Source organism: Haloferax sp. S1W (assembly GCF_044593955.1).
GTDB lineage: Archaea > Halobacteriota > Halobacteria > Halobacteriales > Haloferacaceae > Haloferax.
In genome coordinates, this window is the sequence record NZ_CP172595.1 from 2,376,899 (window position 1) to 2,388,869 (window position 11,971).

An 11,971-nucleotide genomic window follows, 5' to 3' on the forward strand; every position below is an offset into this window, starting at 1 on the left:
TCTTCGCTGAGTGAGACGAGACTCGTTTCGGCGAGGGGTCGAGTTACTCCCGCTCGCCGAGGAGTCGCTCGACCATCGCTTCGGGGTCGAACCGTTCGATGTGGTCGTACCCCTGTCCGACGCCGAGGAACAAGATTGGCTTGCCCGTGACGTAGGCGATGGAGATTGCGGCCCCGCCGTTCGAGTCCGCGTCGGCCTTCGTGAGGATGGCCCCGTCGATGGCCGCCGCCTCGTTGAACTTCCGGGAGCGCTCGACGGCGTCCTGTCCGGCCACTGCCTCGTCCACGAAGATGGTGAGGTCCGGGCCGACGACGCGGTCGATTTTCTCCAACTGCGCCATCAGGTCGTTCGAGGTGTGCAGTCGACCTGCGGTGTCGCCGAGCACGATATCGATATCGTGCGCCTCGGCGTACTCGACGGCGTCGTAGATGACCGCCGCTGGGTCACCGCCCTGTTCGTGGGAGATGAGTTTCTTGTCGAGCGCATCCGCGTGCTCGCGAATCTGCTCGTTCGCACCGGCGCGGTAGGTGTCGCCGTTGGCGAGGACCGTCGAGTAGCCCTGCGTTTCGAAGTAGCGCGCGAGCTTTGCGATGGTCGTCGTCTTGCCCACGCCGTTGATGCCGGTGAAGATGAGCGTGACCGGCTTGTCGGCCTCGGCGATGCGCTTGTCGAAGTCGAACTGGCCAACGCTGATGACTTCGTAGAGCGCGTCGTGGAGCGCCTCTTCGACGAGTTGCCCCGTGCTCTGGACCTGCTTTCGCGTCTCGCCGATGAGTTTGTCGCGGATGGTGTCGAGAATCTCCTCGGCGACTTGCATCTCCACGTCGCTCTGGAGGAGCGCCATTTCGAGTTCCCATAGCGGGTCTTCGAGGTCATCTTCCTCGATGACGACCTTGCCCGTGGCGAACGCGGCGGCGCGCTTCAGGCGACCGGCGTTGGAAGCGGAGTTGTCTTCTTCCTGTTCAGCCAGTGCTGCGCGTGCGGCATCGGACGCGAGCGATTCGGGCACGTCGTCGCCGTCAGCCGATTCGGCCGATTCCTCGGGCGTGTCCGTAGAGGCGTCTGCCGAACCGTTCGAATCGGATTCGACCGGGTCGGCGTGGTCCTCGTCGGGAGATTCGGGGGCCGGTTCGGAGGTCGAAGCGGCCGCCGCCTCGTCGGCGTCGGCAGCCTCGGTCTCGGTCACTTCCGGTTCGTCGGCGGGGGACTCGTCGTCCGCCGCTTCCTCTGCCTCCGGAGCGGCCGCTTCGGCCTTCTCTTCGGCAGTATCTTCGACATCTTTCCGGAAGCGGTCGAGTTTCTTTTTCAGTCCGTCGAACATCTAAATTGAAAGGGGGAGTCGCTTACTCGTCGTCGTCTTCGCCTTCGCCCTGCATCTGCTGTTGCATCTGCTGCATCTGCTGTTGCTGCATCTGCTGTTGGGCTTCCATGGCCTGCTGTTCGATTTCGTCGCTCTCTTCTTCGAGGTCTTCGATTTCACCGCGAAGCGTGGCGATGTTCTCGTCGAGCAGGTCCTGCTTGCGGCGCAGGGATTCGACGGCGTCGGACTGGTCCTGTTCGGCGGCGTAGTTGGCGCCGAGCGAGACGATGATTTCGTCGATGTCCTGCACTTCGGCGCGGAGGTACGCGTCGCCGCCGAGCGGAACCTGCACCGTCGAACCGGTTTCGAGCGTCTCGATTGCTTCGATGGCCTCGTCGATTTCCTGCTTTTCGGTGTTCAGGGCCTCGATTTCACTTTCGAGCGATTCGATTTCCTGGTCGATGGCCTGCAGCTCTTGGGAAAGCTGTTGGAGTTGCTGCTGACCACCGCCCATCATGCTGCGGACACCTCAGAGAGGGAGACCTTCGTACGTTTGATGCCGTGTTCACTCCCGATGAGCGAGTAGGCGTGCTCTCGTGCAACGTTCTCGTTCGGTGCCTCGACAACCTTCGTGAAGTTGTGGGTGACACCTCGGCTGGTGAACGTACCGCTGATAGTGAACTGACTCATGGCCGTGATTCTGGCGGCGAGCGGGAAGAGTCTTCCTACTCGGGTCGCTGCGAGAACGGAGAATCGGCGGACGCGCACTCAGTCGATGTAGCCGAGGGCGTCTTCGATGCGGCCTAATTCGGGGCCGGTCGTATCCTCGCCGACGACGTAGCTTGCCTCGTTCGCGAGGAGGCCAGAGCCGACGAGTGGTCCGCCGTAGTTGATAGTGCCGATATCCGCACGCACGCCGAGTACGTCTTCGAGCGCGTCGAGTTCGGGTTCGCGAGACTTCGGGTGACAGAGGACGCCGCGATTGTTTGCGACGGCCGCCGTGCCGATGGTCCGAACGTCCGCGAGGTCACCGCGTTCGACGGGAACCTCGAGGGCCTCTTCGACGGCCGAGACGGCCTCGTCGGAGAGGTCGGGGTGCACGTACGCACCATAGTCGTTCGTGAGAACGACGTTTCCGGCGGCGTTGATGCGGCCGGGGAGTTCGTAGACCGGGAGGTCCGCGGCGTCGGCGAGTGCCTCCTGTTCGCGGGTCGTCGCGCGACTCGACACGAGGAGTCCGTTTTCGTTACCCGTCGCTAACGCACCGACGGTGCCGGACCCGCCGACAGTCGTCGCGAGCGCCGGGACACCCAGTTCGTCGGACAGGTCGTCGACGAGCGAGTCGTCGGCGTCCGGACGGACGATGAGGATGTCGTCAGTCGCTCGGGCGAAGACGCCGATGTACGAGGAACCGGCGAAGGAGGCGCGGAGCACCGTTTACTCTGCCGGTTCGGCTTCGACGACAACGTCGCCGTCTTCGTCGAATCGAGCGGCGCGGACGCGGAACTTGCTCGGCGGCGACTGCCGGCCGTGCGTCCAGATGTCCTCGTTGATCTGCGTGTCGAGACGCACGTCGTCGGCGTCGACCTTGAAGTGCTTCGCGAGGTGCTCGCGGATGATCTTCATCGCGCGGCCAGCACGCTCGTGGGACGGGACAGACTTCACGTCACGGAGCGGGACGGTGACGACTCGCTCCTCGAAATCGCTTGCGCTCATGGCTTACTCGTCCGTGTTACTTCGCCGCCAGTTGCGACGCTTGGGGTTTCGCGTGACTTCCATGTCGGTCTTGAGCATGACCCACGCCGGGACACGACTGTTCTGGCGTTCGAGCTTCGCCAGACGCTTCTTCTTAGCCTTCGACTTCTTACCCATAGTGGCCTACAGTTCCAATCCTCCGCATAAAATCTTGTTCCTTCGCGTCTGAGCAGTGTGAGAGAGGTACCCACAGCCAAATCAGGGCGAAACCCACGGCCAAATCGGGGCAAGACCGATGGCTAAATCGGGGCGTTTGCCCGGAAAACCAGACACGACCCGAACGTCGAAGCGGAAATTCGAACACGGAACCGACTCATTCAACCCCGCCCGCGAAGAACCCCGAGTCGAATGAGTCGGTCCCGTACCCTCGTCGCCTTTCTCACCCTCTCTGCCGTCTGGGGAAGCGCGTTTCTCGCAACCGACGTGGCGCTCGGATTCGTCCCGCCCGCGTTCCTCGCGGCAATCCGGTTCGACATCGCGGCAGTGCTTCTGTTCGCGCTCACCGTCGCCCGCGGCGACCGATTCATCCCGGCCGCCCGCGGCGAGTGGAAGCCAATCCTCGCTGGCGGCGTGTTCAGTATCGGTGCACACCACGCGCTCCTGTTCTCGGGACAGGTGTACATCCCCGGCTCAGTCGCCTCGGTGCTGCTCGGTATCATCCCGCTGGCGACGCCCGCGCTCACGCGACTCACGTCCTCCAGAGAGCGACTGACCCCGCTCGGTGCGGCCGGACTCACACTCGGCTTCCTCGGACTCATCGTCATCGCCAATCCCGACCCCGAGAATCTGCTGTCGTCGAACCTCGTCGGCGCGGTTCTCGTGCTCGGGTCCGCGCTCGCCTTCGCGTTCGGGGCCGTCTTCACCCACGACAGCGAAACGGGGATGTCGCTGCTCGCCGTGCAGGCGTGGATGATGCTCATCGGAGCTATCACGCTCCACGTGACGAGTGCGGCGCTCCCGTGGGAGTCCGCTGCCGACGCGACGTGGACCGCGACGGCGCTCGTCGCCACCGGCTACCTCTCGGTCGTCGCGGGCGCAGGTGGGTTCTTACTCTACTTCTGGCTCCTCGACCGAATCGGCCCCATCGAGGTGAGCCTCCTCGAATACGTCATCCCGCTTTTCGCCGCGCTCGCGGAGTTAGTGTTCTTCGGCCGCATCCCGACTGCGACGACGGCCGCCGGTTTCGCGCTCATCTTCGTCGGGTTCGTCCTGTTCAAGCGCGACGCTATTCGCGGCGAGTTGCGGCGGGCGGTGAATGGGCGTCCGGCGCGGGCGAACGACGATTGATGGGGTCGCTATGAGTCGAACATTGATGGGGTCGCTATGAGTCGAACCCGCAGCGACTACAGCGAGAACCGCGACACCGTCTCGTAGACGGGGCCACTCGGTCCGAGTTCGCTCTTCTTCAATCGGAGTTCGCGCACGCGAAAGGTACCGATTCTCGGAGCCTCGCCTTCGACGACTTCTCTGACGCGACCTTTCCCACGAGCGTCCTCCATTCGCGCGAGCGTGATGTGGGGCGTGAACTCGTGTGTCTCTTCGTCGAATCCGAGTGCTGTCGTCTCGCGTTCGAGCGCCTCGTGCAGTCTCGTCATCTCTTCACCTCCGTCCTGTACACCGGTCCAGATGACCCGGATGTAGTCGAGCGAGGGGAAGACGCCTAACCCGCCGACGGTGGCGTCGAACGGGTCCACACCAGCCGCGTCGAGGGCGTCTTCGACCGCCGCCTCGATTTCGGGGACGCGGTCGGACGGCGTCTCACCGAGGAACTTCATCGTGACGTGCGCCTGCTCGGGGTCCGTAAAGCGAAGGCTCGGGGCGTCACCGAACAGTTCCTGCACCGACGCGACGGACTCGGCGAACGACTCCGGGAGGTCGATAGCGAGGAAGAGCCTCATGACAGTATATCGACCCAAAAGGGACCTATAGATTCCGCCGGGTGGACCTCAGTCGTCGGCCACAGTCGTCTCTTCATCCACCGGAACCCACGTCCGGGCGACACCGGCAAACTCCCCGTCGACGAACGTCGCCTCGTACACGTCGGGCATCGTCAACCCGGTCCAAAAGTCGTAGCCGTACCGTGGGTCGTAGGCGTTCAACACGAGCGCCATGAGCGTTCCGTGGGTTCCGACGACGACGTGGCGGTTCGGGTAGGCTTCCACGAGGCGTTCGACGGCGGCCGCGCCGCGGGCCTGCGCTTCGGCGTGCGACTCGCCGCCGGGATGGGATGCTGTCGGGTTCGCCCAGAGTTCGTCGACAGCGCGTTCGAAGTCCTCGACGTGGCTTCCAGCGAGTGTACGCTCTCGCAGGTCTTCGTCCTCAACGAGCGGTACGTCGGCGGCGTCGGCGATTCCTTCGACGGTGGCACGAGCGCGTTCGTACGGACTCGTGACGACAACGTCTGCAACGTCCGCGAGGTGGGCCGTCACTCGGGCGGCGTCGCGGCGTCCCCGACGCGAGAGGCCCCGACTTCGCTCGGCGTTCGGCACGTACGGCGAGTGAGCGTGTCGGACGAACGACACCACAGTCGTCTCGGGGACGGTCATTCGTAGAGCGCACCCGTCCGAAGCCTAAAAAACAGTCGATGTCGCCGCTCTGACGTAGCGCTTAACCGCGACGACGCCCAAACCCGGCTATATGACCGACGACGGCAATCGACCCCACCGCTTCTCCGAAGGGCAGGGGTTCGACGAGGACTACTCGGCTTTCTCGCTCGACCCGCCTGAACTCGAAGTGGACCCGACGAAGGTCGACCCGGTCGACTCCCGCGTCCTCACGGACCTCCTCGACCAACGGAACATCGACCCCGAAGACGTCGACGTGGAGAAGCTGCTCGACGTGGGCCTCTCGTACATGCAAATCAACCGCTTCGAGGAGGCCACCGAGGCACTCGAACGCACCGCCCGCTTCGCCGAAGACGGCTCGCTCCTCCAGCAGGAGGCGTGGGTGAACAAGGGTGCGGCCCACGCCGAACTCGAAGAGTGGGACGAGGCGATTGGCTCGTATCAGGAGGCGCTCTCTATCGACGACGATACCGAGCACGCGGCCACCGCACACACGAACCTCGCGTACGCACTGTGGGAGTCGGGGCGAACCGCCGACGCCCTCCACCACGCCGAGAGCGCCGTCGAACTCGACCCGCGCTTCCCGCAAGCGTGGTACAACCGCGGCTTCTTCCTCCACGAGCGCGGCCTGAACGAAGAGGCAGTCAACGCATTCGACAACGCCATCCGCCTCGGTATGCGGAACGCGACTGTTCTCGAAGAGAAGGCACGGGCGCTCGAAGAACTCGGCCGCGAAGACGAAGCACAGCAGGTCCAAGAGCAGGCGGACGACCTCCGGCAGCAGGCGGAAGAGCGCATCGTCGAGGACTACTGATGCTACTCCGCGAACGAGAGACGCCGGAAGGACTGCTCGTCTCGGTCTGCGACTCGGACTGTCTCGGTGAGACGTACACCGAGGGAGATGTCTCGCTCGACGTGACCGAGGACTTCTACGGCGGCGACGAGGCAGAACCGGCAGACAGCGAGGCTGTCGTGGACAGTCTCAACCGCGCAGCGGTCGCAAACATCGTCGGCGAGAAAGCCGTCGGCGTCGCCATCGAGGCCGGACTGGTCGACGAGGAGGCGGTCCTCGAAGTCGACGGCACGCTCCACGCGCAACTACTCTGGCTTCGGTGAGATAGCCGCTCAGTCGGTAGATACGACACCGCTGATTTCGAACCGAGCGCCACCCGATTTTGACTCGGCGAGGTCGAGACACCAGCCATGGGCATCAGCGACCTGCGTGGCGATTGCGAGTCCGAGTCCCGTTCCGTTGGTGTCCGAGGTGTATCCAGCGTCGAACACTGCCCGTCGGTCGGCTTCGGGAATCCCGACACCGTCGTCCTCGACGTAGAAGCCGGGGTCGTCCGAGTCTCCGGTGAGTACCCCGACAGTCACCGTGACTGGAGTCGTCGATTCCGGCGGCCGAGCGTGTTCGACGGCGTTCCGAAAGAAGTTCTCCAAGAGGTGTGATAGAAGGCCATCGTCGGCCTCGAACAACAGCGTCTCTTCGACGACGAGTGACGCCTCGCCCGTCTCGACGTGTCCCCACGCCGTCTCGGCTTGGGACTGGAGGTCGACCGAGGCCGTTGCTTCGACGGCATCGTTCCGGGCCAACACGAGTGCGTCTGAGATGATGTCGTCCATCCGTTCGAGGGAATCGACGATGCGGCCGAGCCGTTCAGTCTCGATACCGTCTTCGATGAGGGCCTTGGTGTATCCGAGCGCCACCGACAGCGGATTTCGAAGGTCGTGCGAGAGGATGCTCGCGACGTTTCGGAGTCGACTCGCCTTCCGGTCGACTTCGAGTTCGGCGAGTTTCCGCTCTGTAATGTTGAGGTGGACGACCTGCACGTAGGTCTCGCCCTCGTGAGAAAATCGGGTTGCGCGCATGGTGAACCAGCGCCGCTCGTCCTCACTGTGACACGGGTATTCGTACGAAAATTCGTCTTCGGTGCCGTCGATGACCGTACGGATTCCGTTGGCCGCCGTCGTCGCCGACTCGTCGCCGCCAACGTCGCACACACCGAGGTAGTTCGTGCCGAGAGAACTGCTGTTGCCGACGTAATCGTTCTCCTCGCCGAAGCGTTTCCACGCGTCGTTCGTGTAGAGAATCGTCCCATCCGTGTTCAGAATCGCGAGTTGCGTGGGTAGCGCGTCGAGACTCGCGGCTGGTAGTTTGGATGGGTACGACATACACGCACTATGACTCGATGGATACTTCATGCTTCGCACGACGCTCCCGTCGAAAGACCAGCCGTCGGGAGAGACGTCAGAGGTTCCGGCATCGTTGGCCGGAGTACGCAACGAATATCGGTTTCATCGTCATGTTCGGACCGAAGACGTGTTGTGCCTCCGGCCGTAACCCTCGCATAATGGAAGTGCAGGAATCGTACCCAGTCGACGTTGACGCTGTCCGCGCGGACTTCCCGATTCTCCAGCGGAAGGTCGGCGGCGACACCTCGACGCCCGGCGAGGGCGACGACGACACCGTCCCCCTTGTCTACCTCGACAACGCTGCGACCAGCCACACCCCGGACCAGGTAGTCGACACCATCGCCGACTACTACCGAGAGTACAACTCGAACGTCCACCGCGGCATCCACCACCTGAGTCAGGAAGCCTCCGTGGCCTACGAGGAGGCTCACGACCGGGTCGCCGAGTTCATTGGTGCCTCCGGCGGCCGCGAGGAAATCGTCTTTACCAAGAACGCGACCGAGGCGATGAACATCGTCGCCTACGCGTGGGGCCTCGCCGAACTCGGCCCGGGCGATTCGGTCGTCCTCACGGAGATGGAACACCACTCCTCGCTGGTTACGTGGCAGCAGATTGCCAATCGAACCGGTGCTGAAGCGCGCTACATCCGCGTCGACGACGACGGCCGCCTCGACATGGAGCACGCGAAGGACCTCATCGACGACTCCACGAAGATGGTCTCAGTCGTCCACGTCTCGAACACGCTCGGGACCATCAACCCGGTCTCCGACCTCGCCGACATGGCCCACGACGTGGGTGCGCGTATCCTCGTTGACGGCGCGCAGTCGGTTCCGACCCGCCCCGTGGACGTGGAGGCCATCGACGCCGACTTCTTCGCCTTCTCGGGCCACAAGATGTGCGGTCCGACGGGCATCGGCGTGCTGTACGGGAAACGCGACCTCCTCGACGAGATGCAACCGTACCTCTACGGTGGCTCGATGATTCGCCGCGTCACCTTCGAGGAAACCACGTGGGAGGACCTTCCGTGGAAGTTCGAAGCCGGCACGCCGCCTATCGCACAAGGCATCGGCCTCGCCGCCGCCGTCGATTACCTCGACGACATCGGCATGGAGAACGTACAGGCCCACGAGGAACTCCTCGCGGAGTACGCCTACGACCGCCTGAGCGAGTTCGACGATATCGAAATCTACGGCCCGCCGGGTGACGACCGCGGCGGCCTCGTCTCGTTCAACCTCGACGGCGTCCACGCCCACGACCTCTCCAGCATTCTCAACGAACAGGGCATCGCCATCCGCGCCGGAGACCACTGTACGCAACCGCTGCACGACAAACTCGGCGTGGCCGCCTCGACGCGGGCGTCCTTCTACATTTACAACACGAAGGAAGAAGTCGACCAACTCGTCGATGCGCTCGACGTGGCGCGCGAGCTCTTCGCCTGAACGTCGCACTGCTCGTCTGAATCGGCCAGTTGCGCCCCAATAATTTTCTCCTTCTGACACGTTATTCGGGCGTATGCTCCAATCGGTGACTCGGTTTCTCGTCGAGACGTTGGAACGGACGCTCGTCGAGTTCGGGACCGCCGTTCGCGGAGCGGCACCGAAAGTTCTCACTGGATTCGTCTTCGTCGGCCTCGCATACGTCAGTATCAAAGTGATTCTGTACGTCCTTCGGAGCGTCCTCGACGGTATCTACCCTGAAGAACAGGACCTCGTTGTAGACCTCGGCGTCGCCATCGCCAGCGTCTTCCTGTGGTTCGGCACGGCGCTCGCGCTATTGAGCATCGTCGGGATGGAAGAAATTGCGGCGAGTCTCGGGACGGTGGCCGGGTTCATCGCACTGGGTGTCTCTTACGCGCTCTCGAACATGATTGCAGACACCGTCGCCGGAGTGTACCTCCTCCGCGACCCTGATTTCAATCCCGGCGACCGGGTAAAATCCGACCCCGTCACCGGGACGGTCACATCCATCGAACTGCGGAAGACGCGATTCGAAAGCGACGAGGGTGACACCGTGGTGGTGGCGAATCGCGACGTCGAAAAGAAGTGGACGACGTACAACGAGACAGCGACCACGACAGACGCGACGTAAGCGTTGAAATCGACCGAATTGCGGTCCCCGGAATCCTTTTACGGCGCTCGGGCGTAGCCCCGACGAATACCAATGGGCATTGGCTCAGACATGTATCGTCAGCAGATTTTGGACCACTACAAGAACCCCCGTAACCACGGTCGGCTCGAAGAGCCGACGTTCAGCCACACGGGGGAGAATCCCTCCTGCGGCGACACGATTACGATGGACGTGCAACTCGCCGACGACGGCGAGACGATAGAGCGCGTCGCGTTCTCCGGCGACGGGTGTGCCATCAGTCAGGCCTCGGCGAGCATGCTCACCCAGCGACTGCCGGGGACGACGCTCTCGGAACTGGAGGAGATGGACACCGACGATATCACCGAGATGCTCGGCGTCGACATCTCACCGATGCGCATCAAGTGCGCCGTCCTCGCGCGACAGGTCGCACAGGACGGCGCGAAGATTCACGACGGCGAGATAGAAATCGAGAAGACGAAAACCGAAGACGACGACTGAGCGGTATCTGGTTTTTGTCGGCTGTCGTCGGGAACGCAGCCGTTGCCGAAGCGACTGAGCTGCCGCTCTCACTGGGCACAGTTGCGTGGAAGGAATGTGGGGGAAGAAAACGCGTTGGGGGAACGCGCGTGTAGAAACGTGTGAGTGAATCGGGCGTCGCTTACTCGGGCTTCAGACCGGCGTCCTGCACGCGCATGACTGCCTCGCCGTCGGCGAGGTTCGGCGCGTCCACGAGGCGCACGATACGCTTGTCGCCCTTGGACTTGCGGAGGTAGATACGGAACGTCGAGGTGTGGCCGAGGATGTTGCCACCGATAGGCTGCGTCGGGTCGCCGAAGTAGGAGTCGGGGTTCGACGCGACCTGATTCGTCACGAGGATGCCCGTGTTGAACAGGTCACCGATGCGCATCAGGTCGTGAAGGTGCTTGTTGAGCTTCTGCTGGCGTTCGGCGAGTTCGCCACGGCCGACGTACTCGGCGCGGAAGTGAGCGGTGAGCGAGTCGACACAGAGGAGACGAACCGGCCAGTCGGTGTCTTCGTGTTCGCCAGCGAGTTCCTTGGCCTTCTCGGCGAGGAGAATCTGGTGGTTAGAGTTGAACGCCTTTGCGACGTGAATCTTGTCGAGGACGTCGTCGACGAGTTCCTGCATCGTCTCTTCGTCGTCGACCGAGCCTTCGATTCCGCGGTCGGCGAGCGTCGCTTCGAGCACGTCGTCTTCGAGGCCGCGAACCATGTCGTCGATACGCTCCGGGCGGAACGTGTCTTCGGAGTCGATGAAGATACAGCCACCACCGAGGCCGCCCTGTTCGGGTGGAAGCTGGACGTTGACGGCCAGTTGGTGCGTAATCTGGGACTTACCGGCACCGAACTCACCGTAGACTTCGGTGATGGACTGCGTTTCGAGGCCGCCGCCGAGAAGTTCGTCCACTTCGTCGATTTGCCAGCTCAGCTTACCAATCTGCTGGCGTCGTTCGAGCACCATCGAACCGGTCTCGAAGCCACCGACGTCGGCGGCGTCGCGGGCGGCGTTGATGATGTCCGAGGCCGTGCTGGAGCCGATGTCGGCCTTGTTGGACAGTTCGCCGGGGCTGGCGACTGCGATAGACTGATAGCTGTCGTAGCCGCTCTCGACGAGTTTGTCGGCGGTGGCCGGGCCGACACCGGGGAGACTTTCGAGGTCGTCTTCTGCCATACCAACTCGTTCCGCCCATACCCACATAAACCCTCGTTAACAGCAAGGTGAAAGTGAAATCAGCAGACGTCGGCGACCCGATGACGAGTGTCTGACGGAGGTTGAAGTCAGAAGACGAAGCGGTTCGGTCATCAGCAGTGCTTTATGCAAAGTGAAATTTTGACTACATATGTCGGAAAAGACCACCGTCGAGTTCATCGAAGAGTGGCAAACCGGAGCGTTTCTCATCATCGGGAGCGCAGTCGCTGGCGCGGTTTCCGCGGCGGCGCTCGGGCCATATGAGACGCTGGGAGGGGTGCTGTTTGTCTTCTTCTTCGGCGCAGCGTTCGCGTTTATGGGGTTCTCGTATCTATTGTACGGACGCTAAGCGAACGAGAA

The 11,971-nt window shown here is 62.9% G+C and carries 17 protein-coding genes; 7 read left to right on the forward strand and 10 right to left on the reverse strand.

Annotated features, from left to right (window positions below):
• Positions 1-43: 43 nt before the first annotated feature.
• The 6 genes from ftsY to ACH9L7_RS12580 form a co-directional block, all read right to left on the reverse strand.
• Positions 44-1,321, reverse strand: a complete 1,278-nt coding sequence (ftsY, locus tag ACH9L7_RS12555; RefSeq protein WP_396611036.1) for a signal recognition particle-docking protein FtsY — start codon at positions 1,319-1,321, stop codon at positions 44-46.
• Between the two features lie 22 nt (positions 1,322-1,343).
• The gene (gene pfdA, locus ACH9L7_RS12560; RefSeq protein WP_396613276.1) at positions 1,344-1,814 is read right to left on the reverse strand and encodes a prefoldin subunit alpha; all 471 of its coding nucleotides are present in this window, start codon (positions 1,812-1,814) and stop codon (positions 1,344-1,346) included.
• On the reverse strand, positions 1,814-1,990 hold the full coding sequence (rpl18a, locus tag ACH9L7_RS12565; RefSeq protein ID WP_396611037.1) for a 50S ribosomal protein L18Ae: 177 nt from the start codon (positions 1,988-1,990) through the stop codon (positions 1,814-1,816). Before rpl18a ends, pfdA begins: the two co-directional genes overlap by 1 nt.
• 78 nt (positions 1,991-2,068) lie before the next feature.
• Entirely contained in the window at positions 2,069-2,734 is a 666-nt protein-coding gene (locus ACH9L7_RS12570) for a translation initiation factor IF-6 (protein WP_396611038.1), read from the reverse strand.
• Positions 2,735-2,737: 3 nt separating this feature from the next.
• A complete protein-coding gene (locus ACH9L7_RS12575; protein WP_396611039.1) occupies positions 2,738-3,016 on the reverse strand; it encodes a 50S ribosomal protein L31e in 279 nt (92 codons plus the stop codon).
• A gap of 3 nt (positions 3,017-3,019) precedes the next feature.
• Positions 3,020-3,172 carry a 50S ribosomal protein L39e gene (locus ACH9L7_RS12580; RefSeq protein ID WP_007544136.1) on the reverse strand — a complete coding sequence of 51 codons (153 nt, stop codon included), beginning with the start codon at positions 3,170-3,172 and terminating at the stop codon, positions 3,020-3,022.
• 231 nt (positions 3,173-3,403) lie between these two features.
• Here ACH9L7_RS12580 and ACH9L7_RS12585 point away from each other — a divergent pair, with 231 nt between their 5' ends.
• Positions 3,404-4,342, forward strand: coding sequence for a DMT family transporter (locus ACH9L7_RS12585; RefSeq protein ID WP_396611040.1), 939 nt, complete (start codon positions 3,404-3,406; stop codon positions 4,340-4,342).
• A 56-nt stretch (positions 4,343-4,398) separates the two neighbouring features.
• Here the strand turns inward: ACH9L7_RS12585 and thpR are convergent, their stop codons facing one another.
• Complete coding sequence (gene thpR, locus ACH9L7_RS12590; RefSeq protein ID WP_396611041.1) at positions 4,399-4,953, reverse strand: RNA 2',3'-cyclic phosphodiesterase; 555 nt, start codon at positions 4,951-4,953, stop codon at positions 4,399-4,401.
• A gap of 48 nt (positions 4,954-5,001) precedes the next feature.
• Positions 5,002-5,601: a histidine phosphatase family protein gene (locus ACH9L7_RS12595; protein ID WP_396611042.1), complete on the reverse strand. Its 600-nt coding sequence runs from the start codon at positions 5,599-5,601 to the stop codon at positions 5,002-5,004.
• A gap of 91 nt (positions 5,602-5,692) precedes the next feature.
• Between ACH9L7_RS12595 and ACH9L7_RS12600 the strand changes: the two genes are divergently transcribed.
• Positions 5,693-6,433 carry a tetratricopeptide repeat protein gene (locus ACH9L7_RS12600; RefSeq protein ID WP_396611043.1) on the forward strand — a complete coding sequence of 247 codons (741 nt, stop codon included), beginning with the start codon at positions 5,693-5,695 and terminating at the stop codon, positions 6,431-6,433.
• The gene (locus tag ACH9L7_RS12605) at positions 6,433-6,735 is read left to right on the forward strand and encodes a DUF424 domain-containing protein (protein WP_396611044.1); all 303 of its coding nucleotides are present in this window, start codon (positions 6,433-6,435) and stop codon (positions 6,733-6,735) included. The genes ACH9L7_RS12600 and ACH9L7_RS12605 overlap by 1 nt, the downstream gene beginning before the upstream one ends.
• Positions 6,736-6,744: 9 nt before the next feature.
• On the opposite strand, the gene ACH9L7_RS12610 is transcribed toward ACH9L7_RS12605, so the two are convergent.
• Positions 6,745-7,794 carry an ATP-binding protein gene (locus ACH9L7_RS12610; protein ID WP_396611045.1) on the reverse strand — a complete coding sequence of 350 codons (1,050 nt, stop codon included), beginning with the start codon at positions 7,792-7,794 and terminating at the stop codon, positions 6,745-6,747.
• A gap of 185 nt (positions 7,795-7,979) precedes the next feature.
• Between ACH9L7_RS12610 and sufS the strand changes: the two genes are divergently transcribed.
• The 3 genes from sufS (at position 7,980) to sufU (ending at position 10,401) form a co-directional block, all read left to right on the forward strand.
• The gene (sufS, locus tag ACH9L7_RS12615) at positions 7,980-9,254 is read left to right on the forward strand and encodes a bifunctional cysteine desulfurase/selenocysteine lyase SufS (RefSeq protein WP_396613277.1); all 1,275 of its coding nucleotides are present in this window, start codon (positions 7,980-7,982) and stop codon (positions 9,252-9,254) included.
• Between the two features lie 73 nt (positions 9,255-9,327).
• Positions 9,328-9,903, forward strand: coding sequence for a mechanosensitive ion channel domain-containing protein (locus ACH9L7_RS12620; RefSeq protein ID WP_396611046.1), 576 nt, complete (start codon positions 9,328-9,330; stop codon positions 9,901-9,903).
• Between the two features lie 72 nt (positions 9,904-9,975).
• Positions 9,976-10,401 carry a Fe-S cluster assembly sulfur transfer protein SufU gene (gene sufU / locus ACH9L7_RS12625; protein ID WP_396611047.1) on the forward strand — a complete coding sequence of 142 codons (426 nt, stop codon included), beginning with the start codon at positions 9,976-9,978 and terminating at the stop codon, positions 10,399-10,401.
• 160 nt (positions 10,402-10,561) lie between these two features.
• On the opposite strand, the gene radA is transcribed toward sufU, so the two are convergent.
• Positions 10,562-11,593 (reverse strand): DNA repair and recombination protein RadA, encoded by a 1,032-nt coding sequence (radA, locus tag ACH9L7_RS12630; RefSeq protein ID WP_396611048.1) that lies wholly within the window; start codon positions 11,591-11,593, stop codon positions 10,562-10,564.
• Positions 11,594-11,762: 169 nt separating this feature from the next.
• Here radA and ACH9L7_RS12635 point away from each other — a divergent pair, with 169 nt between their 5' ends.
• Positions 11,763-11,960 carry a hypothetical protein gene (locus ACH9L7_RS12635; protein ID WP_396611049.1) on the forward strand — a complete coding sequence of 66 codons (198 nt, stop codon included), beginning with the start codon at positions 11,763-11,765 and terminating at the stop codon, positions 11,958-11,960.
• Positions 11,961-11,971 lie beyond the last annotated feature (11 nt).

Excerpts from the sequence above, each read along its gene's own strand:
- ftsY (WP_396611036.1), bottom strand. The coding sequence starts at position 1,321 with ATGTTCGACGGACTGAAAAAGAAACTCGACCGCTTCCGGAAAGATGTC.
- pfdA (WP_396613276.1), bottom strand. The coding sequence starts at position 1,814 with ATGGGCGGTGGTCAGCAGCAACTCCAACAGCTTTCCCAAGAGCTGCAG.
- rpl18a (WP_396611037.1), bottom strand. The coding sequence starts at position 1,990 with ATGAGTCAGTTCACTATCAGCGGTACGTTCACCAGCCGAGGTGTCACC.
- ACH9L7_RS12575 (WP_396611039.1), bottom strand. The coding sequence starts at position 3,016 with ATGAGCGCAAGCGATTTCGAGGAGCGAGTCGTCACCGTCCCGCTCCGT.
- ACH9L7_RS12580 (WP_007544136.1), bottom strand. The coding sequence starts at position 3,172 with ATGGGTAAGAAGTCGAAGGCTAAGAAGAAGCGTCTGGCGAAGCTCGAA.
- ACH9L7_RS12585 (WP_396611040.1), top strand. The coding sequence starts at position 3,404 with ATGAGTCGGTCCCGTACCCTCGTCGCCTTTCTCACCCTCTCTGCCGTC.
- thpR (WP_396611041.1), bottom strand. The coding sequence starts at position 4,953 with ATGAGGCTCTTCCTCGCTATCGACCTCCCGGAGTCGTTCGCCGAGTCC.
- ACH9L7_RS12595 (WP_396611042.1), bottom strand. The coding sequence starts at position 5,601 with ATGACCGTCCCCGAGACGACTGTGGTGTCGTTCGTCCGACACGCTCAC.
- ACH9L7_RS12600 (WP_396611043.1), top strand. The coding sequence starts at position 5,693 with ATGACCGACGACGGCAATCGACCCCACCGCTTCTCCGAAGGGCAGGGG.
- ACH9L7_RS12605 (WP_396611044.1), top strand. The coding sequence starts at position 6,433 with ATGCTACTCCGCGAACGAGAGACGCCGGAAGGACTGCTCGTCTCGGTC.
- ACH9L7_RS12610 (WP_396611045.1), bottom strand. The coding sequence starts at position 7,794 with ATGTCGTACCCATCCAAACTACCAGCCGCGAGTCTCGACGCGCTACCC.
- ACH9L7_RS12620 (WP_396611046.1), top strand. The coding sequence starts at position 9,328 with ATGCTCCAATCGGTGACTCGGTTTCTCGTCGAGACGTTGGAACGGACG.
- sufU (WP_396611047.1), top strand. The coding sequence starts at position 9,976 with ATGGGCATTGGCTCAGACATGTATCGTCAGCAGATTTTGGACCACTAC.
- radA (WP_396611048.1), bottom strand. The coding sequence starts at position 11,593 with ATGGCAGAAGACGACCTCGAAAGTCTCCCCGGTGTCGGCCCGGCCACC.
- ACH9L7_RS12635 (WP_396611049.1), top strand. The coding sequence starts at position 11,763 with ATGTCGGAAAAGACCACCGTCGAGTTCATCGAAGAGTGGCAAACCGGA.